The organism is Streptosporangium sp. NPDC002524 (assembly GCF_040295985.1).
Lineage (GTDB): Bacteria > Actinomycetota > Actinomycetes > Streptosporangiales > Streptosporangiaceae > Streptosporangium.
The window spans coordinates 122,593-148,010 of record NZ_JBEOWK010000016.1 but is presented as its reverse complement, the minus strand read 5'-3'; the positions used below and the strand labels follow the sequence as shown (position 1 = coordinate 148,010).

The window sequence follows — 25,418 nt, the reverse complement described above, 5'->3', positions numbered from 1 at the left end:
CCTAGAAAAGCGTCGGGGCGATGTCCTCGCGCGCCCGTTCCAGCTCGCCCGGTTCGAAGAGCCGGATCACGCCGTACGTGCCGTCGTACCCCGGTTCGCGGATCACCTCGCCGCGGCGCAGCCGTCCGACGGCCTCCGCGAGCGGCGGTGAGTGGGCCGCTATGTCGCCGACCGGCACGTCCTCCAGGATCCTCAGCTCGGGCCCCAGGGCGGAGGTGAGCTCGTCGACCTCCTTGAGGACCTTCTTGCTCTTCGGCCCCACGTCGAGGATCTCGCCCACGATCTCCGGCAGCGGTACGAGGTTGCGGAAGCCCGCGACGCCCTCCGGCCGGAACCCCTCGGGCCGGTCGGCCAGTTCCTGGACCCGGCTCAGCACGCCCACCGTGAGCGGTTTCCCGCACACGGGGCAGATCCCGTCGCGACCGCGCGTCTCCTCGGGGTCCATCCGGATGTCGCACCTGCGGTGCCCGTCGACGTGGTACTTCCCCTCCTCGGGGAAGAACTCGGTCGTTCCCTCGTACCCGGTCCCGGTCTGGAGCGCCCGCAGGACGGCGAAGTAGTCGAGGTCGGTCTCGAACACCGTCGTCTCGCGGCCGACCATGGGCGGCGAGTGGGCGTCGGAGTGGCTGACCAGCCGGTAGCGGTCGAGGGCGGAGACCCGCCAGTTCATCGCCGGGTCGCTGGACAGGCCGGTCTCCAGCGCGAAGATGTGCCCGGAGAGCTCGCCGTAGCACTCCTCGATCGTGTCGAACCCGGACTTCGAGCCGAAGACGCCGAACCACGGCGTCCAGACGTGGGCGGGCACGAGGTACGCGCCGTCGCCGCTGCTCAGGGTGATCTCCAGCAGGGCGCGGGAGTCCATGCCGAGGACGGGCCGTCCGTCCGCGCTCAGGTTGCCGATCCGGTCGAGCCGGGCGTTGAACGCCGCGGCCTCGTCGAAGCCCGGCATGTAGACCAGGTGGTGGATCTTGCGGGTGCGCTCGCCGCGCCGGTAGATCGTGGAGACCTCCGTGGACAGCATGAACCGCACCTGGCCGGGGAGCACGCCGGTGGGCCGCGGCCCGAGGGCGTCGAGGTCGATCTCGTCACGCAGCCGGAACAGCCCCGGCTCCGCCGGTACGAGATTCTCGCGCAGGTGCTCGAACCACACCGGATGCGTGAAATCGCCGGTCCCCATCAGCGCGATGCCCTTGCGCTGGGCCCACCATGTCAGATGTTCCAGATCGCTGTCTCTGCTGCAGGCCCGAGCGTATTTCGAGTGAATATGCAGGTCAGCATGGAAACGCATTCATCACATTCTGCCACAGGCCAGATATGAGGCGTGGAAAAGGGGTGAGAAGGCCGTCGTGGACCCGTCGCCGGGGGTGTTTCGGCGAAGGCCCGGCAGCCCGGCAGCCCCGGCAGCCGCGAAACGCGGCCGGAGCCGCTGAGCGGATCCCCTGGGAGGTCCTCTCAGCGCTCCGGAGCGCTCCACGGCCCGTGGTCCCGCTCGGAGCGGCGGGGGTTTCCGCTCGGAGCGGCCGGGGTTTCCATTCAGAGCGGCCGGTCTCCGCTCGGAGCGGCTTGCCCGGTGACCGGTTCAGAGCGGCCGGTTTCCGTGCGGAGCGGCTTGCTCGGCGACCGGCTCAGAGCGGCTTGTTGGCGACCAGCAGCGTGGTGATCTCGTTGAGCGCGACCGGCTCCTCGACCGTGAACCCGGCCTCCGTCAGCCATCCGACCCCCTGGGAGATCGTGTACTCCGACGAGCCGCTGATCATGGCCATGTTGAGGCTCATCAGGAGGTTGAAGATGCCTTCGCGGCGCTCGTCGTCGATCATGCTGTCGTAGACGAGGAGCGTGCCGCCGGGGGGCAGCTGCTCGAAGGCCCGCCCCACCAGCTCGCGGCGGCGCTCGTCGACCCAGTCGTGCAGGACGTGGCCGAATATGTAGACCTGGGTGTCGGGCAGCGGGTCGCTGAAGAAGCTGCCCGCCTGGTAGGTGACCCGGTCGCGGAGGTCGGTCTCCCCTCCCACCGCGTCGACCAGCTCGTCGAAGAACGGCTCCAGCGGGGGCAGGTCGAAGGTCACCCCGCGCAGGTGGGGGTGGGCGGCGGCGATTCTCGTGGTGAGCAGCCCGCGGCATCCTCCGAGGTCGGTGAAGGACTTTACCTCGTGCCAGCGGTACTTCTCGGCGAGCGGGCGGGCGAGCAGCACCGCGTAGCCGTCCATCGCCTCCGTGAAGGCGCGGGCCCGCCGGGGGTCGGCGTACAGCTCGGCCGTGAAGTCGCCGCCGGCGGAGAACTTCTGCGCCAGGTTCTCGCCCGATCGCAGGAACGCGCTGAGGGTGCCCCAGGCCGGGTAGAGCCGGCGCTGGTTGAAGGCGAGGAAGCCGCCGATGTACTCGGGCTTGGTGGGGTCGAGGTAGGCCGAGGCGAGGGGGGTGATCGTGTACTGGGAGCCGTCCCGCGACAGCAGGTCCATCGCGACCAGCGAGTCCAGGTAGTCGTGGGTCAGCGAGGGGTGCAGGGCGAATTCCCGCTGGATCTCCGAGGCGTCGGCGGGACCGCGGGACAGGCGGGCGAAGATCCCCAGCTCGATCCCGGCGAACAGGGCCTGTGCCTGGAAGAATCCGGTCGCCGTCCTGATGATGGGCAGTGCGCTCTCCGGAAGGGACATCCGGCTTCCTTTCTGATGGGTGTGGAACGAAAGGGGGCTGTCGAGGCGGTCGGGCTGTCGGGGCGGGGGATCGGCGCGCGGGCCGTACCGGGGCGCGCGACGAGGGTGCGAGAGGATCGGTGCGCGGGCCGTGCCGGGGCCGCGGCGGGGTGCGAGTGGATCGATGCGGGCCGTACCGGGATCGCGGTGGGGTGCGAGTGGATCGGCGCGGGCCGTACCGGGGTGCGGAGGGTCAGGGGGCGAGCCGCACCGGGAGCGCGTGGAGGGACCGCGAGAAGAAGTCGCGGTGCCAGGTCACGTCCTCGGGGGCGCAGTCGAGGGTCAGGCCGGGAAACCGCTTCAGCACCGCGTTGATGGCCACCTGCGCCTCAAGACGCGCCAGGGGGGCGCCCAGGCAGTGGTGCAGCCCGTGGCTGAAGGCCAGGTGCGGGTTGGGGTTGCGGGTGATGTCCAGCCGGTTCGGGTCGGGGAAGGCCGCCGGGTCGCGGTTCACCGAGTGCACGGACACGATGATCAGCGAGCCGGACGGGATCGTGGTGTCCCCGATCTCGATGTCCTCCGTCGCGTGCCCCTCGATCAGCGCGAGCGAGCTCTCGTAGCGCAGGAACTCCTCGATGGCGGAGTTGATGAGCTCGGGCCGCGCGGCGAGCAGGGCGAGCTGGTCGCGATTGACGAGCAGCGCGTGGAGCCCGTTGGTGATCAGGTTAACGGTGGTGAGGAAGCCCGCGAAGATGAGGAGCATCACGGTCGCGACGAGCTCCTTCTCGGAGAGCCTGTTCTCGCCGTCGCGCGCCTCGATCAGCCCGTGGACGAGGTCGTCGCCGGGGTGCGTCCTCTTGTACTCGATCAGCTTCCTGACGTACTCGCCGATGCTGGCCTGCTTCTCCCGGAAGCGCTGCACGGGGTTGCCCTCGTAGCTCTCCTCCAGGAAGAAGAAGACGGTCTTCTCCCGCAGGTCCGCGAGGTCCTCCGGGGGCAGCCCGAGCAGCTCCCCGATGACCATCATCGGCAGGGGGAAGGCGAAGTCCTCCATGAGGTCCGCCCTGCCCTCCTTCTCCAGCTTGTCGAGCAGCCGGTCGGTGAACTCCTGCACGCGGGGGCGGAGCAGCTCGGTGCGGCGGTGGGTGAACGCCTTCTGCACCAGCTTGCGCAGCCGGGTGTGCTCCGGCGGGTCGGTGCTGACCATGTTGTTGGCGAACGAGCTCTCGCGCTTCCTGTCACCGGCGGACGGCCCGTCGGAGTGGTGCACGGCCTTGCTGAAGCGGGGATCGACGAGCAGCGCGCGGGCGTCCTCGTAGTGCGGGACGAACCAGGCCTCCAGCCCGATGGGGGTCTGCATGCGGTGCACTCGTCCCGCCGCGCGCAGCCGCTCGTAGAAGGGATAGGGATCGGTCAGGGCCGAGTCGGGAATGCCGCTCAGCGGCAGGGTCGTCTCCGACATGTGCGCTCCTCAAAGGGTGTCTCCGACATGTGCGCTCCTCAAAGAGCTCAGGCCTCAAAGAGCTCAGGCCTCGAAGGGCTCGGGCCTCGTATGGCTCAGGCTTCGAAGGGCTCAAGCCTCGCGGAGCTCAGGCCCCGAAGGCCCCGAAGGACCTGAAGGACCCGAAGGACCTGAACCCGAAGGGCCCGGAGGGGCTGGGCGGGCGGGGCGGGCGAGGCGGGCCGGGCGCGTCAGGCGAGCCAGCGGCCGTTCCTCATCACCGTCCGGCCGGGGATCTCACCGCGGTGCCGCCAGGCGAGAACGCGCCGGGGGGTGAGGAAGAGGTAGACGCAGCCGGGCACCCGGGAGGGGTTCACCGGCAGCTCGGCGAGGATCGCGGGGGCGTCGGCGGGCAGCTCGGGGTACGGCACGATCCTCACGGGACCGTCGATGAGCACCACGTCCGTGGGGCTGCCGAGCGCGGCCCGCGCGAAGCCGTGCCCGCGGAGGTTGCGGACCGTCCGGTGCCTCTCCTGCGTCGCCATCACCAGGTGGGTCCCGTCCCACACGCATCCGAGCGGGACCAGGTGCGCGTCGGGGGCGCCGCCGGTCGCGAGCCAGGCGTGCCTGTCGGTCGCGAGCCTCTCCATCACGTCGGCCCTGCGCCGGTCGAGGTCGCGGGCGGGGGGAAGGTCGACGCCCCGCGCGGTGCCGGTCACGGACATGCTCTCTCCTTTCTCGTACGATTTCCTGTCCGGTCGCTCAAATGGTGGAAATGGCCGAGACGGCTGCCGTGGCGTTTCCCACCAGAGCGAGAACGGCGAATGTCGTACGGAGCAGGTTCCATTTTCCCCAGAGTCCTCTCGGGTCTTCCCAGTTCTCCGGCATCGCGTCGGGGTCGAGTGATTTCACGCGCCGGTTGATGGGAACGTTGCGGGTTTGTGAAACCACTCCGACGCAGGCCAGGCAGACGGCCGACGCTATGAAAAGAAATCTCGCCGTCTCGTTCGTGGAAAGAACGGAGAGAATGATGTCCAGGACGAGTGACGTGCCGACGATTATCGGCATCATCGGGTCGTAGGCGCGGCCCAGGAGTTTGTGGGCCGCCACGTAGCGATCGGGCGCCATCGCCTGCATCGCGGGCCAGACGCCCACCGCGTGAGTGAACAGCACGCCGGCCGCGATCCCGCTGCCGACCAGTACGGCGGCGGTGAGAATTTGGGCAATCACGTATGTCGCTCCTCCCCTCGGTCATCGCATGAAGTATCACGCCCTCGACTTGAGGCGCCCTCGAATATGGCTGGGGAACAGTCCACCCCCTCTCTTCGACCGGCTTTGAGCGTAATTCGAGGATGCTTCGAGCAGGTGCGGTGATGATGATGACGCTCAGCGGAGGTATCCGTCCGGATAGGAGACTTTGAATGGCGACAGCCCGATCTAAGGTCAGTGCCGACGAGGTTGCGCCGAATCGTCGCCGTGGTGGTGACATTCGCGTTCTTCTCGGCCCCGCCACCGTGGGATCGACGTCGGGATTCATGGGGGTGCTGACCCTGGAGCCCGGTGAGTTCGTGTCCGAGCACTACCACCCGTACTCCGAGGAGTTCCTCTATCTCGTGCGCGGGGAGCTGACGGTCCGGGTGGACGGGACGCCGGTCCGGCTGAGCGCGGGCGAGGCGCTCATGATTCCCGTCGAGGTCCGGCACCGGGTCGAGAACCACGGGAGCGAGCAGGCTCTCGCGGTGTTCCAGCTCGGCCCGCTGGCGCCGCGTCCCGAGCTCGGCCACGTCGACACCGAGCCGTTGCCCAACGCCTCGGAGCCCTCCCTCAGCGTGGGGGACGGGAGATGACACGCCGCCAGGTGGCCGTCACCGGCATCGGGGTCGTCGCCCCGGGCGGGACGGGCCGCAAGGCCTTCTGGGAACTGCTGACGTCTGGCCGTACCGCGACCAGGGCCGTCTCGCTGTTCGACCCCGAGGGGTTCAGGTCGCGCATCGCGGCCGAGTGCGACTTCGACCCGATGGCGGAGGGGCTCACGGCGCGCGAGGCCCGGAGGATGGACCGGGCCGCGCAGTTCGCCGTCGTCTCGACGCGGGAGGCGATCGAGGACAGCGGCCTCGACCTGACCGCCCTGGAGCCGTCCCGCGTCGGCGTGACGCTGGGCAGCGCGGTCGGGTGCACGATGAGCCTCGAAGAGGAATACGTCGTGGTGAGCGACTCGGGACGGCAGTGGCAGGTCGACTCGTCCTACGGCGTCCCGCACCTGTACGGGCACCTGGTGCCGAGCTCGATGGCCGCCGAGGTCGCGTGGGCGTGCGGCGCCGAGGGCCAGGTCACGCTCATCTCGACGGGGTGCACGTCCGGCCTCGACGCCGTCGGGTACGGCGCGCGCCTGATCGCGGAGGGAACGGCCGACGTCGTGATCGCCGGCGCCACGGACGCCCCGATCTCGCCGATCACCGTGGCCTGCTTCGACGCGATCAAGGCGACCTCGCCGAGGAACGACGACCCCGCGCACGCCTCGCGCCCGTTCGACCGGGACCGCAACGGTTTCGTGCTGGGCGAGGGGGCCGCCGTGTTCGTCCTGGAGAGCCTGGAGCACGCCCGGCGCCGCGAGGCCCACGTCTACTGCGAGGTGGCGGGCTACGCCACGCGCGGCAACGCGTACCACATGACCGGGCTCAAGCCCGACGGGCGCGAGATGGCCGAGGCCATCCGGGTGGCGCTGGACGCCGCCCGGGTGAACCCGGAGGACGTGGACTACATCAACGCGCACGGGTCCGGGACCAAGCAGAACGACCGGCACGAGACGGCCGCCTTCAAGCGCAGCCTGGGCGACCACGCGTACCGGACGCCGGTCAGCTCGATCAAGTCCATGGTCGGGCACTCGCTCGGCGCGATCGGGGCCATCGAGGTGGCGGCCTGCGCGCTGGCGATCGAGCACGGGGTGGTGCCTCCCACGGCCAACCTCGACACGCCCGATCCCGAGTGCGACCTCGACTACGTCCCGCACACGGCGCGCGAGTGGCCGGTCGACGTGGTGCTCAGCGTGGGCAGCGGCTTCGGCGGGTTCCAGACGGCGACCGTGATCACCGCCCCCGGAAGGCTCGTGGCATGAGCGCTGCCGCCCCGGTGGTGACGGGGGTCGGCGTCGTGGCCCCCACCGGCCTCGGCGTGGAGGAGCACTGGGCCGCCACGCTCAGGGGGACGAGCAGGATCGGCAGGATCGGCAGGTTCGACGCGTCCCCGTACCCGGTGCGGCTCGCCGGGGAGGTCGGCGACTTCACCGCGAAGGGGAACGTCCCCGGCCGCCTGATCCCGCAGACCGACCACTGGACGCACATGGCGCTGGTGGCGACCGACATGGCCCTCGCCGACGCCGGCGTGAACCCCGCCGACCTGCCCGAGTACGAGATGGGCGTGGTCACCGCGAGTTCCTCCGGCGGGGTGGAGTTCGGCCAGCGCGAGATCCAGCAGCTGTGGGACAAGGGACCCCGGCACGTCGGCGCCTACCAGTCGATCGCCTGGTTCTACGCCGCGACGACCGGTCAGATCTCCATCCGGCACGGGATGCGCGGCCCCTGCGGCGTCGTGGTCGCGGAGCAGGCCGGCGCCCTGGAGTCGCTCGCCCAGGCCCGCCGGGTCCTGGAGGACGGCGCCCGGCTGGTCGTGAGCGGCGGCACCGACGCCCCGTTCAGCCCGTACGGGCTCACCTGCCAGATCGCGAACGGGCGCCTCAGCTCGCGGACCGACCCGCGGCGGGCCTACCTCCCCTTCGACGCCGACGCCAACGGCTACGTGCCGGGCGAGGGGGGCGCGATCATCATCGTGGAGGACGCGCGGGCCGCCAGGGCGCGCGGGGCGGCGAAGACGTACGGCGTGATCGCCGGTCACGCCGCCACGTTCGACCCGGCCCCCGGGAGCGAGCGCCCGCCGGCCCTGCGACGGGCCATCGAGAACGCGCTCGCCGACGCCGGCCTGGAACCGCGCGACATCGACGTGGTCTTCGCCGACGCGGCCGGTGTCCCCGACCTCGACCGGGCCGAGGCGGAGGCGATCGCGGCCGTGTTCGGCGAGCGGGCGGTGCCGGTCACCGCGCCCAAGACGATGACCGGGCGGCTGTACGCCGGGGGACCCGCCCTCGACATCGTCACCGCCCTGCTCGCCATCCGCGACTCGATCATCCCGGCGACGATCGGCGTCGGCGACCCGGTCCCCGGCTACGCGATCGACCTGGTCACGGACGAGCCCCGGGTCGTCGAGGTGCGCACCGCGATGGTGCTCGCCCGCGGATACGGGGGGTTCAACGCCGCACTCGTGCTGCGGGCGTCCCCGTGAGCGACCGGCCGTACGAGACCGCGCCGCGGGTGTTCCCGTGAGCGGGCCGTGCGGGCGGCCGTGCCGCGGGGGTCCCGTGAGCGACCGGGCCGTCCGCGTGAGCGACCGGGCCGTCCGCGTGAGCGACCGGGCCGTCCGCGTGAGCGACCGGGCCGTCCGCGTGAGCGATCGGCCGTACCCGTGAGCGACCAGCCGTACAAGCAACGACAGGAGCAGCGATGAAGGATTTCGACCTCGACGATCTGCGGAACCTCATGCGGATCAGCGCGGGGGAGGACGAGGAGATCGACATCGAGGGCGACATCGTCGACACCACGTTCACGGACATGAACTACGACTCGCTGGCCGTGCTGGAGCTGGCCAGCCGCATCGAGCGGGACTGGGGCGTGGCCGTCCCCGACGAGGTGGCCGCGGACCTGAGGACCCCCCGCGAGGTGCTCGACTACGTCAACCGGAAGGCAGGGGTGAACTGACCATGGCGGGACACACCGAACGGGCGATCGTCATCTCCGCTCCGGCGGACCTGGTCTGGAGGATGACCAACGACGTCGAGTCGTGGCCGGACCTCTTCAGCGAGTACGCCAAGGCCGAGATCATCCACCGGGAGGGCGACACCGTCCGCTTCCGCTTGACGATGCATCCCGACGACGACGGCAACGCCTGGTCGTGGGTGTCGGAGCGCACGGCGGACCCGGCGACGCGGACCGTGCGGGCGCACCGGGTCGAGACCGGCTGGTTCGAGTACATGAACATCCGCTGGGAGTACCGCGAGGTGCCCGGCGGGGTGGAGATGCGCTGGATCCAGGACTTCCGCATGAAGGCGGAGTCGCCGGTGGACCTGGAGCAGATGACCAGGCGGATCGACACCAACACGCCGGTGCAGATGAAGCTGATCAAGGAGAAGGTCGAACAGGCGGCACGGGAGGCCGGGACCACATGACGGACCTGCTGCTGCCGCTGGCGCTCCTGGCCAACGGTCTCGCCGCCGGGGTGCTGGTGGGCACGGTGCTGGGGGTCGTCCCGTTCTACATGACGCTCGCCGCCGACAGCTACGTCAGGGCGCACGCCTTCGCGGTCGGCAGGTACGACCCCTTCCAGCCGGCCTGCCTGCTGATCACCTTCGCGGCGGACGTCGCGGCGGCGATCACGGCACCCACGGCGACGGTACGCGTGCTGTGCGCGCTCGCGGGCCTGGCGGCCGTCTCCGTGGTGGCCATCTCGCTGACCCGCAACGTCCCGATGAACCGCTGGATCAGTGCGCAGGACCCGGAGACGCTGCCCGCCGGGTGGGACATGGAGGCGTTCAGGCGGCGGTGGGCGCGGTGGAACAGCACGCGCACCGCGGTGGCGGTGCTCGCCCTCGTCCTGAACACGGCGGCCGCGGCGGCCCTGCCGTGAACGGCCGCCACGGCCCTGACGGTTTCGAGGGTTTTGATGTGAACGGCCTCCGACCCCCCGACAACAGAGGAGAGAGCTGATGAGTTTCCGACTGGATGGAAAGAACGTCCTGGTCACCGGCGGCAGCCGGGGGATCGGGCGGGCGGTGGCGCTCGGCCTCGCCCAGGAGGGATGCAACGTCGTTACCTGCTACCGCGCGGACAAGGAGGCGGCCGGGAGGCTGGAGAGCGACCTGGCGGCCACCCCGGGCCGGCACAGCGTCGTACAGGCCGACGTGAGCCGCCCGGAGGACGTGAACGCGCTGATCGACGAGTGCCGAGGCACGCTGGGCTCGCTGGACGTCGTCGTGCACAACGCGGGGGCGATCAGCCACGTCCCCTTCGCGGACCTCGAACTCGACGAGTGGCACCGGATCCTCGACACCAACCTCACCGGCATGTACCTCGTGGTGCGCGGGGCCCTGCCCCTGATGTCCGCGGGCGGGTCGGTGATCGCGATCGGTTCCAAGGCGGCGATGGTCGGCGTGCCGCTGCGCACCCACTACACCGCTTCCAAGGCGGGCGAGCTCGGCCTCGCGCGGTCCCTGTCCAAGGAGCTCGGCCCGCGCGGGATCCGGATCAACGTGGTCGCGCCCGGGATCATCAACACCGACGCCGCGGCGGACCTCAGCCCCGAGCACGCGCGGCGCTACCGCACGATGACCGCCCTCGGCAGGCTCGGCGAGCCCGAGGAGGTCGCGGACGTGGTGCTGTTCCTGTCCAGCGACCGCTCCCGGTACATGACCGGCGAGACCGTTCACGTCGACGGAGGTATCTGACATGGCGGAGACGACCGTATTCCGGGTGATGCTGCGGATGCAGATCTTCCCGGGCATGGAACGGGACTTCGAGAAGGTCTGGTACTCCGTCGCGGACGTGGTCGGCGACAACCCCGCGAACGTCGGGCAGTGGCTGCTGCGGAGCGCCGAGGAGGAGGGCGTCTACTACATCATGAGCGACTGGGCGGACGAGGCGAGGTTCCGCGAGTTCGAGGGCAGCGAGGCCCACGTCGAGCACCGCAAGAAGCTGCACCCGTACCGCTCGCACGGCACCATGGCGACCCTGAACATGGTGTTCGACCTCGGACGCGAACGCCTGGAGAGCGGCGGATGAGCGGTCGGGTCCGGGTCGTCGTCTACTACTCCACCCCCGTCGAGGAGAGCGGCTCCGTGGTCGAGGCCTACCGCGAGGTCAACGGCGGGATGCGCGGCACCCCCGGCCTGCGGAGCAGCCAGCTGCTCCGCTCGGCGCTCGCGCCCGGCGAGTTCGCCGTGCTCAGCGAGTGGGCGAGCCTCGCCGAGTTCCGCGCCTGGGAGGAGGGGACGCGGCACAAGGGCCAGACGTCCTCGCTCCGGCCCTACCGGGACGACAGCCAGGGGAGAGGTTACGGGGTCTATGAAGTCGTGGACGAACTCTGAGCCGGTGGCGCGGCCCTCGATGGAACCTCCGGCGGAGCCCCGGCTCGCGTGGCGGCTCGCCGGCAAGGTGGGGCGGCACCTGTGGGCCGGGTTGCAGGGCGTCGGGAGAGTGGGCTTCGCCGACGTGTGGTTGACCGACGTGAAAGATGGCAGGGAGGACCCGCGATGACCACGACTTCTCCACCTTTTCCCCCTTCTCTACCCTCGTTACCTTCTCCACCTGCTCCACCTTCTCCCCTGACGACCTCCGCACCCACGATCTCCCCGCCGACGACCGCCGCGCCGGCGGTGCGGGGCGTCGAGTGGGTCCGCTGCTCGCGGTGCGCCGAGATGGTGTACGGCAAGCGGTTCGCGCGTGAGCTCGGGGTGTGCCCCGGCTGCGGGCTGCACACCAGGGTCGGCGCCGGGCAGCGGATCGAGCAGCTCTTCGACGAGGGGTCCACGGAGCCGATCGAGACCCCGCCGACCGTGGACGACCCCCTGGGGTTCGCGGACGACAGGCCCTACGTCGACCGGCTGCGCGAGGCGCGCCTGAAGACGGGGCTGGACGAGGCCGTCGTCTGCGTCCGCGGGACGATCGAGGGACACCCGGCCGTCGCGGTCGTGATGGACTTCCGCTTCATGGGCGGCAGCCTCGGCACCGGCGTCGGGGAACGCATCGTCGCCGCGGCCGAGGTCGCGCTGGCGGAACGCGTACCGTTCCTGCTGGTGACGGCGTCGGGGGGCGCGCGGATGCAGGAGGGCGCGCTGTCGCTCATGCAGATGGCCAAGACCAGCCAGGCCATGGCCGAGCTGGACGAGGCCGGGATCCTGACGGTGGGCGTGGTCACCGACCCGACGTACGGCGGGGTGGCCGCGTCCTTCGCGACCCTGCCCGACGTCCTCCTCGCCGAGCCCGGCGCCCACATCGGGTTCGCCGGACCCCGCGTGATCAAGCAGACCATCGGCCAGGACCTCCCCGAGGGCTTCCAGACCGCGGAGTTCCTGCGCGACAAGGGGCTCATCGACGGGGTCCAGCCGCGGAGCGCGCTACGCTCGACGCTCGCCAGGCTCTGCGCCCTCGGAAGCCCGGAATCCGGCCCCGCGCCGGGCTCCGGCCCCGCGCCGGGCTCCGGCCCCGTGCCGGGCTTCGAGCTCGGCTCCGAGACCGGTTCTGTGTTCGGGACCGGGACCGGGTCCGCGGGCACGCCGGAGCCGCGGGCGTCCGGGCTGATCCTCCGGCCGGAGGAGCTGCCGGTCAGGAACGGCTGGACGGCGATCCAGCTCGCCCGGCACCTGGGCCGTCCCACCACGCTCGACTACGCCGGCTACATGCTGGAGGAGTTCGTGGAGCTGCACGGCGACCGGCTGGGCGGCGACTGCCCGGCCATCGTCGGCGGGATCGGGCGGCTCGACGGCGTGCCGATCGTCCTCGTCGGCCACCAGAAGGGGCGCGACACCCGCGAGCGGGTCGAGCGCAACTTCGGCATGCCGACCCCCGCCGGCTACCGCAAGGCGGCCCGGCTGATGCGGCTCGCCGCCAAGCTCGGCCGTCCCGTGCTGACGCTCATCGACACGCCGGGCGCGTACCCGGGCATCGAGGCGGAGGAGAACGGCCAGGCCTGGGCGATCGCGGAGAACCTCCGCCTGATGTCGTCGCTGCCCGTGCCGGTCGTGGCCGTCGTCACCGGCGAGGGCGGCAGCGGCGGGGCGCTGGCGCTCGGTGTCGCCGACCGCGTGCTGACCCTGTCCAACGCGGTGTACTCGGTGATCAGCCCCGAGGGCTGTGCCTCCATCCTGTGGAAGAGCGGCGCCGAGGCTCCCCGGGCGGCCGACGCGCTGGGGCTGGACGCCCGGGAGCTGCTCGGGCACGGGGTCGTCGACGGGGTGATCCCCGAGCCGGGAGAGGGCGCCCACACGGACCCCGCGAGGAGCGCGCAGCTCCTGGGCGCGGCGGTCGCGGAGGCGTTCGGGGAACTGGCCGTTCACGATCCGAAGAAGCTGGTCGCGGAGCGACGCCGGCGGTTCCGCCGGTTCGGCTCGGCACCGCGATAGACGGGAGCGCTGATGAGTGAAGGAAGCGCCGTGGAAGAGACGTCAGGAGCCACCTCGCACGCGCTGATCGGTGAGCTCTGCCGGTGCGCCGTCGAGCTCATCGGCGCGAGCCGGGCCGGCGGCAACGGGGTGCGGCGGGTCCGGGTGCAGGTAGGGGATTCGAGTGTCGAGCTGGAGTGGCCGGAGACCGTGGTCGCCGTCGCGGACGGTCCCGCGGTCGTCCTTCCCGCCACGGTGCCGCTCGCGCGGGCCGTGCCCGGAATCGACGACATCGACGACGCGCACCACGTCTGCGCGCCGACCGTGGGGACGTTCTACCAGGCACCGGAGCCGGGGGCGCCGCCCTTCGTCGGCGTGGGAGACACGGTCGAGAAGGGACAGCAGATCGGGATCGTGGAGGCGATGAAGCTGATGAATCCGATCGAGGCCGACCTGCCCGGCCGCGTCGTGGAGATCCTGGCGCTCGACGGCACACCGGTCGAGTACGGCCAGCCGCTGTTCGCCATCGTCCCCCTCGATGCGCCGTGAACGCGCCCGGGGGTTCGTCAGGGGGTTCCTCAGGGGGCTCCACGATCTCGTCGGTTCTCATCGCCAACCGGGGCGAGATCGCGCTGCGGATCGCCCGCGCGTGCCGTGAGCTGGGCATACGCACGGTCATGGTCTACTCGACGGCCGACCGCGACTCACCGGCGCTGCGCCTGGCCGACCAGCTGGTGCAGATCGGACCGGCCGCGGCGAAGCGGAGCTACCTCTACCCGCCGGCGATCATCGAGGCGGCGCTGAGCACCGGGGTGGACGCGGTCCACCCCGGTTACGGGTTCCTCTCCGAGGACGCCGACTTCGCGGAGATGTGCGAGGCGGAGGGGATGACCTTCATCGGCCCGCCGCCGCCGGTCATCGCCTCCCTGGGGGACAAGACGCAGGCGCGGAACCTCGCCATCGGAGCCGGCCTGCCCGTCCTGCCGGGAAGCGCGGGCACGCTCTCCAACGGCCAGGCGGCCAAGGACGTCGCCGACGGGATCGGCTATCCCGTCATCATCAAGGCCGCGGCGGGCGGCGGCGGGCGCGGCATGGCGGTGGTCCGCGATCCCCGCGACTTCGCGAAGGCCTTCGCCGAGACCAGGGCGAGCGCCCAGGCGGTGTTCGGGGACGGGCGGGTCTTCGTCGAGAAGTACGTCGACACCGCGCGGCACGTCGAGGTCCAGGTGCTCGCCGACCTCCACGGCAACGTCGTGAGCCTCGGGGAGCGCGACTGCTCCGTCCAGCGGCGCAGGCAGAAGCTGATCGAGGAGTCACCCGCGCCCGGGATCCCGGCGGAGCTCACCGCGCGCATCGGGGAGGCCGCCGTCGCCTGCGCCCGCGCTGCGGGCTACGTGGGGGCCGGCACGTTCGAGTTCCTGGTGGACGCCGAGGGCGGTTTCTTCTTCATCGAGGCCAACTGCCGGATCCAGGTGGAACACCCGGTGACCGAGATGGTCACCGGGATCGACCTGGTCAGGGAGCAGCTCCTGATCGCCTCGGGCAGGCCGGTCTCCTTCGCGGGTGAGGGCGTCGTCCCGCGCGGGGTGTCCATAGAGTGCCGGGTGAACACCGAGGACCCCGCGCGCGGATTCCTCCCGACGCCGGGACGCGTCGAGGAGTTCGTCCCGCCGGGCGGCCCGTTCACCAGGGTCGACACACACGGTGCCAACGGCGTCTCGGTGAGCGCCGACTACGACTCGCTGCTGGCGAAGGTCATCGTCTGGGCGCCCGATCGGGAGCAGGCGATCGTCCGGATGGAACGCGCGCTGAGCGAGTTCGTCATCACGGGCCGGGGGATGTGCACCACGATCGGGTTCCTCCAGGAGGTGCTGGCTCATCCGCTGTTCCGCGAGGCGAAGCACCACACGTCACTGGTGGACGAGATGATCTCTCTCCGGCCGTGAGGAGCCCGCTCCTCCGGCCGTGACCGGTCCGGCTCACCGCGGTCCGCTTCGCCGCGGTCCGGCTCACCGGGTACGGGTTCGCTGTGGTCCGGGCCGCCACGGTCCGGGCCGCTGTGGTCCGCTCACCGTGGTTCGGCTCGTCTTGGTCCGGTTTTTCTTGGTCCGGCTCACCGTGGTCAGGGCCGTCATCGCCACCCGCCACTTCCCCCCGTCGCCCGCCACCGGCCATCGGTGGCGGCCGGATGGACGGCCACGCGCCGGTGCCGACCGACGACGGAAGGCCGGTGCGCAGAAGGCCGGTGCGCAGAGGACCGATGTACAGAAGACCGATGTACGGAAGGCCGGTGTACGGAAAACCTGTGTACGGAAGGCCGGTGCCGGCCGCGGGTCGGTGCCGGCCGGGTGATGACCTCGGGCCGGTGCCGACCGCGCGGACGGCTCACGGCCGGGTGGCCGCGCGCGCGACGTGCCTCGGCCGCGCGCCCCTCGGGTGACTGGTGGCCAGTACGGCCTGCTGGAGCTCCTGCATCTCGAAGCCGGGTTCCAGGCCGAGCTCCTCGCGCAGGAGATACCGCAGGCGGTGGTAGACCTCCAGCGCCTCGTGGCGGCGCCCGGCGCGCGAGAGCGCCTCCATGAGCTGCAGGTGGAACCACTCGTCGAGCGCGTAGACGGTGGTGAGCTCCTTGAGCTCGCCGATCAGCTCGTGGTGCTGCCCCATCTTCATCTGTGTCTCGATCTTGAGCTTGATGGCGTGGACGCGGAGCTCCTCCAGCCGGGTCCGGTAGATGTCCAGGCGCGGCCCGGTGACCACGTCGGCGAGCGCCGGCCCGTGCCACAGGTCGAGCGCGCCGCGAACCGCCTTCGACGCGCGCTCGACGTCGCCCGCGTGCAGGCTCTCGCGGGCGACGTCGACGAACCCCTCGAACTCGATGGCGTCGAGGGCGTCGCGCGAGATGGTGAGCAGGTAGCCCCCGTGCTTGGTGACGAGCCGAGGGGAGTCCTCGGGCCCGGTGCCCCTGGAGAGCAGTTTCCGAAGCTGGTAGACGTAGGTCTGCAGGGTCGTCTGCGCGCTCGTCGGCGGACGTCCCTCCCAGAGTTCCTCCATCAGCACCTCTGTCGGAGTGACCTCGTTGGCGGAGGAGAGCAGCAGCGCGAGCACGCTGCGCTGCTTCGGCGCGCTCGGCGCAATCCGCCGCGGCCCGTCCTGGATCTCTAGAGTGCCAAGTAACTGGAAACGCATACGTCCACCCGTTCCTCTCGGTGATGACTGTGGACTTTCCCGTTGGTGCCTGTGCCCGAGTCAGTGACCGACCCCGTATGTTCTTTCTAGTTGACGCGTCTGACGCGTCGCTGTCGCCTCTCTTTCGCCCCGTCCGGACAATGAGCATGTGGAATTCCCCGTGTTATCAAGCGCTCGGGACCTCCCTGGGGAGGGAGGGTGAGAGCGGTTCCCGCGCGGACGGGGACATGGCCTCGGCCAGGCGCTTTCGCGCGAGGGCGAACCCCGCCGCGGTGACCAGGGCCAGCAGGGCGAGGCCGAGATAGTAGACGGGGCCCGGTTCCCCCGAGGCCAGGCGTCCCAGCAGGCTGCCGAGCCCCCCGCCGACCCCGGCGAACATCCAGTAGAGGGCCATCGTCCGGCCGGTGAACGCCGCGGGGGCGAGGTCCACGGCCGCGCTGAGCGCCGTCGGGCCGAGGATCACCTCGCCGCAGGCCAGGGTGAACAGGACGAACAGCAGCCACAGCGGCGACACCCGGCCCCCCTCGGCCGCCACCGCCGCCGACAGGCTCATCACGACGAAGCCGACGCCCACGAGCCCGTGTCCCACGCTGATCTTGGCGGCCACCCCCGTGGTGCCACCGCCTCCGCGCAGCCACAGCCACGCGAAGAGCGGGGCGGTGACGAGGATGAAGAAGGGGATCGCCGACTGGAACCAGCTCGCCGGGATCAGGAAGTCGCCCACCGTGCGCGAGGTGTGCCGCTGGGCGAACAGGCTGAGCGTCGAGCCCGCCTGGATCACGAACATCCAGAACAGGGCCGCGGCGAGCAGCACCCAGCGGAACGCGGACAGCCGCTCACGCTCGGCCCGGCTGAGCCGGGTCCGCCGGGTCAGCGCCGAGAAGTACACGAACGGCGAGACCAGGGCGACGATGCCGACGAGCGCGATCACATGCATGATCGTGAACGTGCCCGCGAGGACGTCGGCGGCGAGGAGCACGCCGATGACCGCCGCGGCGACGCCGACCCTCCTGGCCACGGTGCGGAGCTCCCCGGCGTTCGCGGGATGCGCGGCCCTGCGGCCGGTGTCGCCGAACCTGCGGACGCCCACCGCGTACTGGACGACCCCGAACGTCATGCCGAGGCCCGCGGCGCCGAAACCGATGTGCCAGTCCACCCGCTCGCCGAGGAAGCCGGTGACCAGCGGCGCCAGGAGCGCGCTGACCTGGATGCCGACGTAGAAGACGGCTAGGGCGGCCTCGCGCTTCGCGCTCTCGTCCGGGCCGTAGAAGCGGCCGAGCAGCGCGAGCATGTTCGGCTTCAGCAGGCCGGTGCCGGCGGCGATCAACACGAGTCCGAGATAGGCGGTCGCCTGTGTCGGCACGAGCATCATGTAGTGGCCGAGGGCGATGACGATCCCGCCGTAGAGCGTCGCCCGCTGCTCGCCCAGGACCCGGTCGCCGAGCCAGCCGCCCGGCATGGACAGGACGAAGAGGAGCCCGACGTACGCGCCGTACAGTGCGACCGCGGTGGGTTGTGACAGCCCCAGCCCGCCCTCGCTCGCGGGCGCCACGGCGAACAGGATCAGGATGGCCTGCATACCGAAGAAGCTGAACCGTTCCCACATGTCGGTCAGGAAAAGTGTCGTGAACCAGCGTGGCCGGACAGAGGGTTTCGAGGTGCCGGAAGGCGCGGTCATGGGTCTCTCCAAGAGTGTCGACTCTCAGAATGCTCAGCCGCGGGGCTAGAGCCGGGGTCGAAGGACGGTCGAGTTCGGCCGGGCGGGCGCGCGGGCCGCGCGGTCCTCGCGATCGCGGGCGGTGCGGGGCGGTACGGGTGCGGTGCGCGGGCGAAACCGTCCGCGGTCCTCGTCGCTCTCGTTCGGTGGACACCGGCGTCCGGCGGGGATCCGGCGGGGGTTCGGCAGGGGTCCGGCGTGGGCGTCACGGTCGCTTGAACCGGCTTCGAGCCGTCCACGAGCAGGGGCGCGCACACTACAGCAGAGATCATCCTCGATGCGCCCGGTCCGCACGCCGACCGTTACGCCAAGGAGAACCCGAATGGAACGAATCCTGGTCGTCGCACGAATGCGGCCGTCCTCGGAGACGGAGGTCGCACGGTTGTTCGCCGAGTCGGACCGCACCGAGCTTCCCGAGCTCGGGGGCGCCGTCAGCCGCAGCCTGTTCTCCTTCCACGACCTGTACTTCCAGCTCATGGAGGTACGGGAGAACGCGCAGCACACGATGGGCCAGATACGACAGCACCCGGAGTTCCTCCGCCTGAGCGAGAACCTGACGCGGTTCATCGAGCCGTACGACCCCCCGACCTGGCGCTCGCCGCGTGACGCGATGGCGCGGGAGTTCTACCGGTGGGAAGCCGGGGTGGGAGTGGTCCCCCGGCAGGCGTTGTGACGGCGAGGTGACACCGGGGCGACGAGAGCCCGATCACGCACACAAATCAGTGAGACCACTGTCACCGTTTCGGCGGGGAGGGGCACAACCATGACCAAGAAAACGATCAGCCGCGAATCGCTGCTCGGCATGATGCAGGGGTACAAGACGACGAGCCTCCTGCGGACGGGCGTGTCCATGGGCGTGTTCGACTGCCTGGCGGAGGGGCCGGTGGACGCCGAGACGGCGGCGGGCCGTCTCGGCAGCGATCCCCGGGGCATGCGGATCCTGCTGAACGCCCTCGCCGCGGTGGGACTCGTGGACGAGAAGGCGGGCCGGTTCGGGCTGCCCGAGGGGGCGGAGGAGTTCCTGGTGAACAAGAGCCCCGGCTACCTCGGGGACATGGTGCGGATCATGGCCAGCGACTGGGAGTGGGACGCCCTCAAGAGGCTGGACGAGGCCGTGCGGCACGGCGGGACGGTCATGGAGGTGCACGCGGAGACCCCCGGATACGGGTACTGGGAGGACTTCGCGGCCTACGCGGTGGTCGTGGCCCGCCCCACGGCCGAGGTGGCCGCGGAGGCCCTCAAGCCGTGGGCGGAGGACCGGGAGAAACTGGACGTGCTGGACGTGGCGTGCGGCCACGGGATGTACGGGCTGACCCTGGCGCGGCACAACCCGCAGGCGCAGGTCTGGGCGCTCGACTGGCCCAACGTGCTGCCGCTGACCGAGCAGCACGCGGAGCGGATGGGCGTCCTCGACCGGCTGCACCGGCTGCCCGGCGATATGTTCGAGGTGCCCCTCGGCGGTCCCTACGACGTCGTCCTCGTCACCAACGTCCTGCACCACTTCTCCGAGGAACGGGCCGGAGAGCTGCTCAACAGGCTCGCCCCCGCGGTCAAGCCGGACGGCAAGATCGTGCTGGTGGGCTTCACCCTGGGAGACGAGAGCCCGGCCGAGGACCCGGCTCCGCACCTGTTCTCGATCCTCATGCTGTCCTGGACGTTCGAGGGCGAGGTGCACTCGATCGCCGCCTACGACCGCATGCTGGCCGCGGCGGGCTTCACCGGCGGCCGGAGGTACGACGTGCCGGGCCTGGCGTTCCGGGTCCTGGTCGCCGACAAGCTTCCCTGACGGGCGGCGGAGAGGGCTCACCGGGGCCCGTGACCCGCGGCACCGGCCGTCGGCGGCGACGGTCCGTGCCACGGGTCACGGGCCCCACGCGCGCCCGGCACCGTCTTCACCGGCTCGCCCGCGAGCGTGAGTCCCACGTGCGTACCGGCTTCATCGGCTTGCCCGCGAGCGTGAGTCCCACGTGCGTACCGGCTTCATCGGCTTGCCCGCGAGCGTGAGTCCCACGCGCGTACCGGCTTCATCGGCTTGCCCGCGAGCGTGAGTCCCACGCGCGCCCGGCACGCTGCCGGGGATCGGCTTCACCGGCTAACCCGCGAGCACGGGCCCCACGCGCGCCCGGCGCGTCGTACCGGCCCGTGGTCAGGGCACGCCGTTGCACCCGCCGATCCGGCTCGGCAGCACCGACACGGCGTCCGCCCAGCCGGAGAGCCGGCGCCACGTCTGGCTGTCGCCGAGCGTGGCGTGCGCCTTGGCGAGGACGCGGGCCCCGTTCTCCCGTTCCCGGTACGCGCCCAGCTCGTTGAGCCGGTTCAGGCTCGGCACGAGCAGGTCGACGGCGTCGCAGGCGCGCCCGGCCGCGAGGTGGATCTCTCCCACCATGCAGGCGAGCTCGGCCTCCCCGCGCGCGTCCCCGAGACGGGCGAAGATGCTCCGGCTGTCCTCGGCGAGCCGTATCGCCTCCCCGTGGCGCTCCTGCGCGAGGGCGACCGCGCTGAGCAGCGCCAGGGGGCGCGCCCTGCCGTACCGGTCGCCGACCCCCGCGAGGGTCCGGGCCTTCTCGGCGAGGAGGGCCGCCGACCGCAGGTCGCCGTCGCGCAGGTGGTACCGGCCGATCGCGTTCAGCGTCACCGCCTCGAAGCGGGTCTCCTGGAGCTCGCGGGAGCGCACCAGCACCCTGTCGAGGGTGCTCTTCGCCTCCGCCTCGCGTTCCGTGGCGAGCATGATGTCGGCGGTGACCCCGAGGGTGAGGATCTCGGCGTGCGGGTCGGACGAGGACCGGGCCAGCTCGCGGGCGTCCTCGGCGAGCTCCAGCGCCTTGTCGGCCGCCTGCTGCGCCGCGTACGTGTGGGCGAGCATGGCCAGGCTGTACGGGAGCTCCCGCCACGCCTCCAGCTCCTCGAAGGCGTTCACGCACCGGGTGAGCAGTTCCCGCGCCTCGCTCACCTTGCCCTGCCTGAACAGGAGCATGGCGCGGCCGTGCTCGGCCCGCCAGCCGGTCCGCTGGTCGCCGTTGGCCCAGCAGGCGTCGCGCACCGCGTCGGACAGCCGGATCAGCGCCGCCCGCTCGTCGCTGTGCCTGGCGAGCAGGACGACGATCTCGTACAGCCGCGCCGCCTGCTCGTGCCAGCCCCGGCGGCAGCAGCGCGCGATCGCGGAGAAGAGCCGGTCGCGCTCGGTGGCGAGCCACTTCCACGGCCGGGCCTCCACGCGGGTCACGTCCCGCTCCGTGAGGAGGAGGCCGTGCTCGGGCTCGTGCCTGTGCTCGTACGGCAGCTGGCCGACGGCGCGGGGCAGCTGCCGCGAGGCCCGCACGGCGAGGGACAGCAGGGTGTCGACGTAGCGGCGCAGGGCCGCGACGACGGACGGGAGAGGGTCCTGCGTGGCGAGTTCCGCCGCGTAGTGGGCGGAGAGGGGATGCAGGCGGTAGGTCGGGTCGTCCATCGCGTTGAGGCCGGAGGGCTCCAGGAGGCCTGCCTCGATGAGCTGGTCCGTCAGCTGCTCGTCGCTGCCGATGAGCGCCGCCATCGTCCACGGTGAGACCTCGGCGTCGGGCAGCAGGCCGAGCCTGCGGAACGCGGTGCGGGCGGGCGCGTCGAGCGCGATGTAGCTCTGCCTCAGGCTGTGGCGGACGTCGAGGCCGCCGGCCCTCAGCTCGTCCAGGCAGCGGCGCCGGTCCTCCAGCCGGTCGGCGAACGCCGAGAGGCTCGCCAGCGGCTGCATGTTCAGCTTCGCCCCCGCGATCCGCAGCGCCAGCGGCAGGTGGCCGCAGGCGGCGGCGATCCGCCTCGCGGCCTTCGGCTCCTGCCCGACCCGGGTGTCCCCGATCATGCGCTCCATCATGGTGACCGATTCGGGCTCGGTGAGGCCGTCCAGGCGCGCCGAGACGGCCCCGGCGAGGGTGGGCAGCATGTACCGGCTGGTGATGACCACGGCGCAGCCCGGCGTGCCAGGAAGGAGGGGCTGCACCTGCTCGGCGTCGACCGCGTCGTCGAGGACCAGCAGGACGCGCCGGTCGGCCAGCCGGGAACGGAACGCGGCCGCGAGCCGCTCCCGCCCCTCCGGGATGGCCGGGTGGCTCATCCCGGTGGCCTCCAGCAGCTCGGCCAGGACCTCCGCGGGATCGCGCGGCTCCCCGTTCCTGCTCATCCGGGCGAACAGCTGGCCGTCGGGGAAACGGCCGCGCACGCGGTGCGCGAGCTTGACCGCGGTGGCGCTCTTGCCCACCCCGGGCGGTCCCGTCACGGCGACGATCGTCATCGCCCCCGGCTGCTCCCGCCTGAGGGACTCGTCGATCCACTCCAGGACGCCGGCCCTGCCGACGAAGTCGCCGACCCCGACCGGCAGCTGGCGGGACGTCGCCCAGGACCGGTGCCCTCCGTACGCCTTCTCGGGGTCGTCGTGCCTGCCGTACTCGGCCTCCAGCGCCGGGTCCCCGGCCAGCACCGCCTGGTGCATGCGGGTCAGCTCGTCCCCGACGTCGAGCCCGTACTCGTTCCGCAGGGCGGAGGCGACCGAGGCGTACGCCTTCAGTGCCTCGACCTGCCGCCCGCAGCGGAACAGCGCGATCATCAGCTGGCCGCACAGCCGTTCGCGCATCGGGTATCTGAACGTGAGCCTTCGCAGGTCGGCGACGATCCCGGCGTGGTTGCCCAGCATGAGCTCGACGTCGAAACGCCGGTGCAGCGCCCTGAACCACTCCTCGGTGAGCTGCGGCGCCTCGTCGCGCAGCAGCGAGTCGGAGGCGATGTCGGCCAGCGCTGTCCCCCGCCACAGGGCGAGCGCCTCCTGCAGCAGCCGGGCCTCCTTGGCCAGGTCGCCGGCGTTCTCGGCGCGGGAGGCCTTGGTGAGCAGGCTCCGGTAGCGCAGGAGGTCCAGGTTCTCGGTGGCGACCTCGATGAGGTAGCCGCCGGGGTTGGTGCGGATCATGCTCCGGCCCTCGTGGTCGTCGCCCAGCGCGCGGCGCAGTCGTGCGAGGTGCGTCTGCAGCGACGCCCGCGCGTCGCGCGGGAACTGGTCCTGCCAGAGCCGTTCCACCAGCTCGTCGGCGAGGACGACCCGGTTCGCGGACAGGAGAAGCGTCGCGAGGATGACCCTTTGCTTCGTGGCGTTGACGGTGATCAGCTGACTGCCGCGCCACACCTCCAGCGGTCCCAGGATTCCGAACCGTATCGCTTGTTCCATGGTGAAGGCCCCTCGCTTCAACAGGAATGCTGATTCGTGAATAACTATCGAATTTTATCGGCCTATATTCGTGTATTCGGACTCACCGTTTCGCGCGTGAGCCCCGCGTGCCCCCGGCAGGCGGATTCCCGGACGCGCTACGGTCGGCGTGTGAGCCGTTACGCAGGAGGAGAAGAGCGGAAGTCGCGTATTCTGGCAATTGCGAGCTTTGCGGGATTTTTTCGTTATGGCAACTCTTTATGGAAACATTCTCCCTCTGATCATGCGGTGAGCTCGCCGGGAAGGGCGTCCTTTCACGACGACGCGGAGACGGTCTGCTCCTCCCCGTGCCCCCGGGTGCGCCGGGGCAGGAACGGGACCAGCAGGATCGCCACGAAGAACACCCCGGCGTTGAAGAACAGCGACTGCCAGGACGCCTCGATCCAGGCGGCCCGGGTGGGCTGACCCGTTCCCGCCAGCCCGAAGAACAGCGCGCCGATGATCGCGACCCCGATGGCCCCGCCCAGCTGGATCGTCGCGTTCGCCACCCCCGACCCGGCGCCCGCGTCACGGACCGGGACCCCGGCGAGGACGAGGTCCACCAGGATGGGCACCATCAGCCCGGTGCCCAGACCGGCCACGAACAGGCACGCGAACACCTGCCAGGTGGTGGTGGCGGAGCCGTACTGCCTGATGACGACGATCAGCGCGGAGATCCCGGTCCCCATGACGGCCAGGCCGATCCCGATGAGCCTGCGGCCGACGCGCGGACCGAACTTGACCGCCAGGTTCGCGGTGACGCCGAGGCCGATCGTCCAGCCCAGACCGGCCAGCGCCATCTGCAGCGGGGTCCAGCCGTGCATGATCTGGAAGCCCCAGACCAGCACGAGGACGTAGGACATGATGCCGGAGAAGACGAGCGTCATCAGGATGGACCCGGCGACGAAGGACCGGTTGCGGAAGAGCGCCGGGGGCACGAGCGGGGAGTCGTCCTCTCGCCGCCGCTGATAGAGCCCGAAGAGGAGGAAGACCGGCACCGAGGCGGCCATCACCACGAAGGTCCAGGTGGGCCAGCCCATCTCGCGCCCCTGGACCAGGGGGTACATGAGCATGATGGACGCGAGCCCGAGCAGGAGCACGCCCGGCAGGTCGAGCCGGAGCGGGCGGTCGGATTTGCTCTCGGGCATCACCCGGAGGGTCCCCACGAAGGCGAGCAGGCCGATCGGGAGGTTCACCCAGAAGATCCAGCGCCAGCCCGGTCCCGCCGTGAGCAGGGCGCCGACGAACGGGCCGGTGAGGGCGGCGGCCGGGATGGCGACGCCCAGCATCCCCATCGCCTTGATGCGCTCGCGCTGCGGGAACATCGCCTGGATCACCGACAGCACCTGGGGCACCATGAGCGCGGCGAACGTCCCCTGGAGCAGCCGGGCGCCGACCATCATCGCGCCGCTCTGCGACAGCCCGGCCAGCGCCGACACGACGGTGAACCCGACGATGCCGATGAGGAAGACCTTCCTGCGTCCCGCGATGTCCCCGAGCCGCCCCCCGGTGACGAGGAACAGCGCGTAGGTGAGGGCGTAACCGGCGAGGATCCACTGGCCGAGCGAGTAGTCCGTGTTCAGGTCCCGCTGGATGTACGGCAGCGCGACGTTGACGATCGTCACGTCGAGCTGGTCCATGAAGACGGCGGTGAGGACGATGAACAGCGCGAGCCACCTGCGGGGGTGGGGTTCGGTCTCGGACGTGGACGCGGTTGAGGCCTCCGTCGACATCTGCACCTCTTCTGGTTGCGTGTTACGTTCGCGGGCCTGTCACCACGCCGCCGCCGCGCGCGACGGCTCCGAGGCTCGGAGGCGAGGCCGTCTCACGGCGCCCCCGCGGCCTCGGCGTCATTTTGACGCGGCCTTCTTCTCGTGCCCACCCCCGCGTCCGTATGAGGCCGTGGATCCGTCGGCGGCTCACGGAACCGGGCACGGTGGAGCGGCGGCTCCTCCTCGGGCGTCCGGGCCTGGGTCCGAGGTCCGGTCCGTGACGTCCCCTTCCGACGCGGCCGAACCGGCTCATCTTCGCGC

23 protein-coding genes are annotated in these 25,418 nt (G+C 71.1%); 14 read left to right on the top strand and 9 right to left on the bottom strand.

From position 1 onward, the window contains the following. Nucleotide 1: 1 nt before the first annotated feature. From ABT053_RS26850 to ABT053_RS26830, 5 genes are all read right to left on the bottom strand, one after another. Nucleotides 2-1,288 carry an endonuclease Q family protein gene (locus tag ABT053_RS26850; protein ID WP_350972390.1) on the bottom strand — a complete coding sequence of 429 codons (1,287 nt, stop codon included), beginning with the start codon at nt 1,286-1,288 and terminating at the stop codon, nt 2-4. Between the two features lie 337 nt (nt 1,289-1,625). Continuing rightward, nucleotides 1,626-2,654, bottom strand: coding sequence for a methyltransferase (locus tag ABT053_RS26845; protein WP_350972388.1), 1,029 nt, complete (start codon nt 2,652-2,654; stop codon nt 1,626-1,628). 232 nt (nt 2,655-2,886) lie between these two features. Continuing rightward, nucleotides 2,887-4,095 (bottom strand): cytochrome P450 family protein, encoded by a 1,209-nt coding sequence (locus tag ABT053_RS26840; protein WP_350972386.1) that lies wholly within the window; start codon nt 4,093-4,095, stop codon nt 2,887-2,889. A 230-nt stretch (nt 4,096-4,325) separates the two neighbouring features. Then, nucleotides 4,326-4,799: a pyridoxamine 5'-phosphate oxidase family protein gene (locus ABT053_RS26835; protein ID WP_350972384.1), complete on the bottom strand. Its 474-nt coding sequence runs from the start codon at nt 4,797-4,799 to the stop codon at nt 4,326-4,328. A gap of 37 nt (nt 4,800-4,836) precedes the next feature. Then, nucleotides 4,837-5,304, bottom strand: coding sequence for an anthrone oxygenase family protein (locus ABT053_RS26830; RefSeq protein ID WP_350972382.1), 468 nt, complete (start codon nt 5,302-5,304; stop codon nt 4,837-4,839). Nucleotides 5,305-5,609: 305 nt separating this feature from the next. Here ABT053_RS26830 and ABT053_RS26825 point away from each other — a divergent pair, with 305 nt between their 5' ends. The 12 genes from ABT053_RS26825 to ABT053_RS26770 all read left to right on the top strand — a co-directional run bounded on the left by ABT053_RS26825 (nt 5,610) and on the right by ABT053_RS26770 (nt 15,222). Beyond that, nucleotides 5,610-5,921, top strand: coding sequence for a cupin domain-containing protein (locus ABT053_RS26825; protein WP_350972381.1), 312 nt, complete (start codon nt 5,610-5,612; stop codon nt 5,919-5,921). Continuing rightward, nucleotides 5,918-7,189, top strand: coding sequence for a beta-ketoacyl-[acyl-carrier-protein] synthase family protein (locus ABT053_RS26820; protein ID WP_350972379.1), 1,272 nt, complete (start codon nt 5,918-5,920; stop codon nt 7,187-7,189). The genes ABT053_RS26825 and ABT053_RS26820 overlap by 4 nt, the downstream gene beginning before the upstream one ends. Beyond that, on the top strand, nt 7,186-8,409 hold the full coding sequence (locus tag ABT053_RS26815) for a ketosynthase chain-length factor (RefSeq protein ID WP_350972376.1): 1,224 nt from the start codon (nt 7,186-7,188) through the stop codon (nt 8,407-8,409). The genes ABT053_RS26820 and ABT053_RS26815 overlap by 4 nt, the downstream gene beginning before the upstream one ends. A gap of 218 nt (nt 8,410-8,627) precedes the next feature. Continuing rightward, nucleotides 8,628-8,882, top strand: a complete 255-nt coding sequence (locus ABT053_RS26810; protein WP_350972374.1) for an acyl carrier protein — start codon at nt 8,628-8,630, stop codon at nt 8,880-8,882. A gap of 2 nt (nt 8,883-8,884) precedes the next feature. Further along, entirely contained in the window at nt 8,885-9,349 is a 465-nt protein-coding gene (locus tag ABT053_RS26805; protein WP_350972372.1) for an SRPBCC family protein, read from the top strand. After that, nucleotides 9,346-9,807, top strand: coding sequence for an anthrone oxygenase family protein (locus ABT053_RS26800; RefSeq protein WP_350972370.1), 462 nt, complete (start codon nt 9,346-9,348; stop codon nt 9,805-9,807). The genes ABT053_RS26805 and ABT053_RS26800 overlap by 4 nt, the downstream gene beginning before the upstream one ends. 79 nt (nt 9,808-9,886) lie before the next feature. Further along, nucleotides 9,887-10,624: an SDR family NAD(P)-dependent oxidoreductase gene (locus ABT053_RS26795; protein WP_350972369.1), complete on the top strand. Its 738-nt coding sequence runs from the start codon at nt 9,887-9,889 to the stop codon at nt 10,622-10,624. Between the two features lies 1 nt (nt 10,625). After that, nucleotides 10,626-10,958 carry an antibiotic biosynthesis monooxygenase family protein gene (locus ABT053_RS26790; protein WP_350972367.1) on the top strand — a complete coding sequence of 111 codons (333 nt, stop codon included), beginning with the start codon at nt 10,626-10,628 and terminating at the stop codon, nt 10,956-10,958. Then, nucleotides 10,955-11,263 carry an antibiotic biosynthesis monooxygenase family protein gene (locus ABT053_RS26785; RefSeq protein ID WP_350972365.1) on the top strand — a complete coding sequence of 103 codons (309 nt, stop codon included), beginning with the start codon at nt 10,955-10,957 and terminating at the stop codon, nt 11,261-11,263. The genes ABT053_RS26790 and ABT053_RS26785 overlap by 4 nt, the downstream gene beginning before the upstream one ends. 288 nt (nt 11,264-11,551) lie before the next feature. Beyond that, entirely contained in the window at nt 11,552-13,297 is a 1,746-nt protein-coding gene (locus tag ABT053_RS26780) for an acetyl-CoA carboxylase carboxyltransferase subunit alpha (protein WP_350972364.1), read from the top strand. Nucleotides 13,298-13,327: 30 nt separating this feature from the next. Continuing rightward, the gene (locus ABT053_RS26775; protein WP_350972362.1) at nt 13,328-13,825 is read left to right on the top strand and encodes an acetyl-CoA carboxylase biotin carboxyl carrier protein; all 498 of its coding nucleotides are present in this window, start codon (nt 13,328-13,330) and stop codon (nt 13,823-13,825) included. After that, complete coding sequence (locus ABT053_RS26770; RefSeq protein WP_350972359.1) at nt 13,822-15,222, top strand: acetyl-CoA carboxylase biotin carboxylase subunit; 1,401 nt, start codon at nt 13,822-13,824, stop codon at nt 15,220-15,222. The genes ABT053_RS26775 and ABT053_RS26770 overlap by 4 nt, the downstream gene beginning before the upstream one ends. A gap of 439 nt (nt 15,223-15,661) precedes the next feature. On the opposite strand, the gene ABT053_RS26765 is transcribed toward ABT053_RS26770, so the two are convergent. Both ABT053_RS26765 and ABT053_RS26760 read right to left on the bottom strand, forming a co-directional pair. Continuing rightward, entirely contained in the window at nt 15,662-16,462 is an 801-nt protein-coding gene (locus ABT053_RS26765) for an AfsR/SARP family transcriptional regulator (protein ID WP_350972358.1), read from the bottom strand. Between the two features lie 166 nt (nt 16,463-16,628). Further along, on the bottom strand, nt 16,629-18,140 hold the full coding sequence (locus ABT053_RS26760) for a peptide MFS transporter (protein WP_350972356.1): 1,512 nt from the start codon (nt 18,138-18,140) through the stop codon (nt 16,629-16,631). A gap of 361 nt (nt 18,141-18,501) precedes the next feature. Here ABT053_RS26760 and ABT053_RS26755 point away from each other — a divergent pair, with 361 nt between their 5' ends. Together ABT053_RS26755 and ABT053_RS26750 are read left to right on the top strand one after the other, a co-directional pair. Then, nucleotides 18,502-18,852, top strand: a complete 351-nt coding sequence (locus ABT053_RS26755; protein ID WP_350972353.1) for a TcmI family type II polyketide cyclase — start codon at nt 18,502-18,504, stop codon at nt 18,850-18,852. A 90-nt stretch (nt 18,853-18,942) separates the two neighbouring features. Then, nucleotides 18,943-19,965, top strand: a complete 1,023-nt coding sequence (locus ABT053_RS26750) for a class I SAM-dependent methyltransferase (RefSeq protein WP_350972351.1) — start codon at nt 18,943-18,945, stop codon at nt 19,963-19,965. 360 nt (nt 19,966-20,325) lie between these two features. On the opposite strand, the gene ABT053_RS26745 is transcribed toward ABT053_RS26750, so the two are convergent. Together ABT053_RS26745 and ABT053_RS26740 are read right to left on the bottom strand one after the other, a co-directional pair. Continuing rightward, complete coding sequence (locus ABT053_RS26745; RefSeq protein WP_350972350.1) at nt 20,326-23,367, bottom strand: AfsR/SARP family transcriptional regulator; 3,042 nt, start codon at nt 23,365-23,367, stop codon at nt 20,326-20,328. 293 nt (nt 23,368-23,660) lie between these two features. Beyond that, entirely contained in the window at nt 23,661-25,118 is a 1,458-nt protein-coding gene (locus ABT053_RS26740) for an MFS transporter (protein WP_350972348.1), read from the bottom strand. Nucleotides 25,119-25,418: the final 300 nt, after the last annotated feature.

Excerpts from the sequence above, each read along its gene's own strand:
- ABT053_RS26850 (WP_350972390.1), bottom strand. The coding sequence starts at position 1,288 with ATGCGTTTCCATGCTGACCTGCATATTCACTCGAAATACGCTCGGGCC.
- ABT053_RS26845 (WP_350972388.1), bottom strand. The coding sequence starts at position 2,654 with ATGTCCCTTCCGGAGAGCGCACTGCCCATCATCAGGACGGCGACCGGA.
- ABT053_RS26840 (WP_350972386.1), bottom strand. The coding sequence starts at position 4,095 with ATGTCGGAGACGACCCTGCCGCTGAGCGGCATTCCCGACTCGGCCCTG.
- ABT053_RS26835 (WP_350972384.1), bottom strand. The coding sequence starts at position 4,799 with ATGTCCGTGACCGGCACCGCGCGGGGCGTCGACCTTCCCCCCGCCCGC.
- ABT053_RS26825 (WP_350972381.1), top strand. The coding sequence starts at position 5,610 with ATGGGGGTGCTGACCCTGGAGCCCGGTGAGTTCGTGTCCGAGCACTAC.
- ABT053_RS26820 (WP_350972379.1), top strand. The coding sequence starts at position 5,918 with ATGACACGCCGCCAGGTGGCCGTCACCGGCATCGGGGTCGTCGCCCCG.
- ABT053_RS26815 (WP_350972376.1), top strand. The coding sequence starts at position 7,186 with ATGAGCGCTGCCGCCCCGGTGGTGACGGGGGTCGGCGTCGTGGCCCCC.
- ABT053_RS26810 (WP_350972374.1), top strand. The coding sequence starts at position 8,628 with ATGAAGGATTTCGACCTCGACGATCTGCGGAACCTCATGCGGATCAGC.
- ABT053_RS26805 (WP_350972372.1), top strand. The coding sequence starts at position 8,885 with ATGGCGGGACACACCGAACGGGCGATCGTCATCTCCGCTCCGGCGGAC.
- ABT053_RS26800 (WP_350972370.1), top strand. The coding sequence starts at position 9,346 with ATGACGGACCTGCTGCTGCCGCTGGCGCTCCTGGCCAACGGTCTCGCC.
- ABT053_RS26795 (WP_350972369.1), top strand. The coding sequence starts at position 9,887 with ATGAGTTTCCGACTGGATGGAAAGAACGTCCTGGTCACCGGCGGCAGC.
- ABT053_RS26790 (WP_350972367.1), top strand. The coding sequence starts at position 10,626 with ATGGCGGAGACGACCGTATTCCGGGTGATGCTGCGGATGCAGATCTTC.
- ABT053_RS26785 (WP_350972365.1), top strand. The coding sequence starts at position 10,955 with ATGAGCGGTCGGGTCCGGGTCGTCGTCTACTACTCCACCCCCGTCGAG.
- ABT053_RS26765 (WP_350972358.1), bottom strand. The coding sequence starts at position 16,462 with ATGCGTTTCCAGTTACTTGGCACTCTAGAGATCCAGGACGGGCCGCGG.
- ABT053_RS26760 (WP_350972356.1), bottom strand. The coding sequence starts at position 18,140 with ATGACCGCGCCTTCCGGCACCTCGAAACCCTCTGTCCGGCCACGCTGG.
- ABT053_RS26755 (WP_350972353.1), top strand. The coding sequence starts at position 18,502 with ATGGAACGAATCCTGGTCGTCGCACGAATGCGGCCGTCCTCGGAGACG.
- ABT053_RS26750 (WP_350972351.1), top strand. The coding sequence starts at position 18,943 with ATGACCAAGAAAACGATCAGCCGCGAATCGCTGCTCGGCATGATGCAG.
- ABT053_RS26745 (WP_350972350.1), bottom strand. The coding sequence starts at position 23,367 with ATGGAACAAGCGATACGGTTCGGAATCCTGGGACCGCTGGAGGTGTGG.
- ABT053_RS26740 (WP_350972348.1), bottom strand. The coding sequence starts at position 25,118 with ATGTCGACGGAGGCCTCAACCGCGTCCACGTCCGAGACCGAACCCCAC.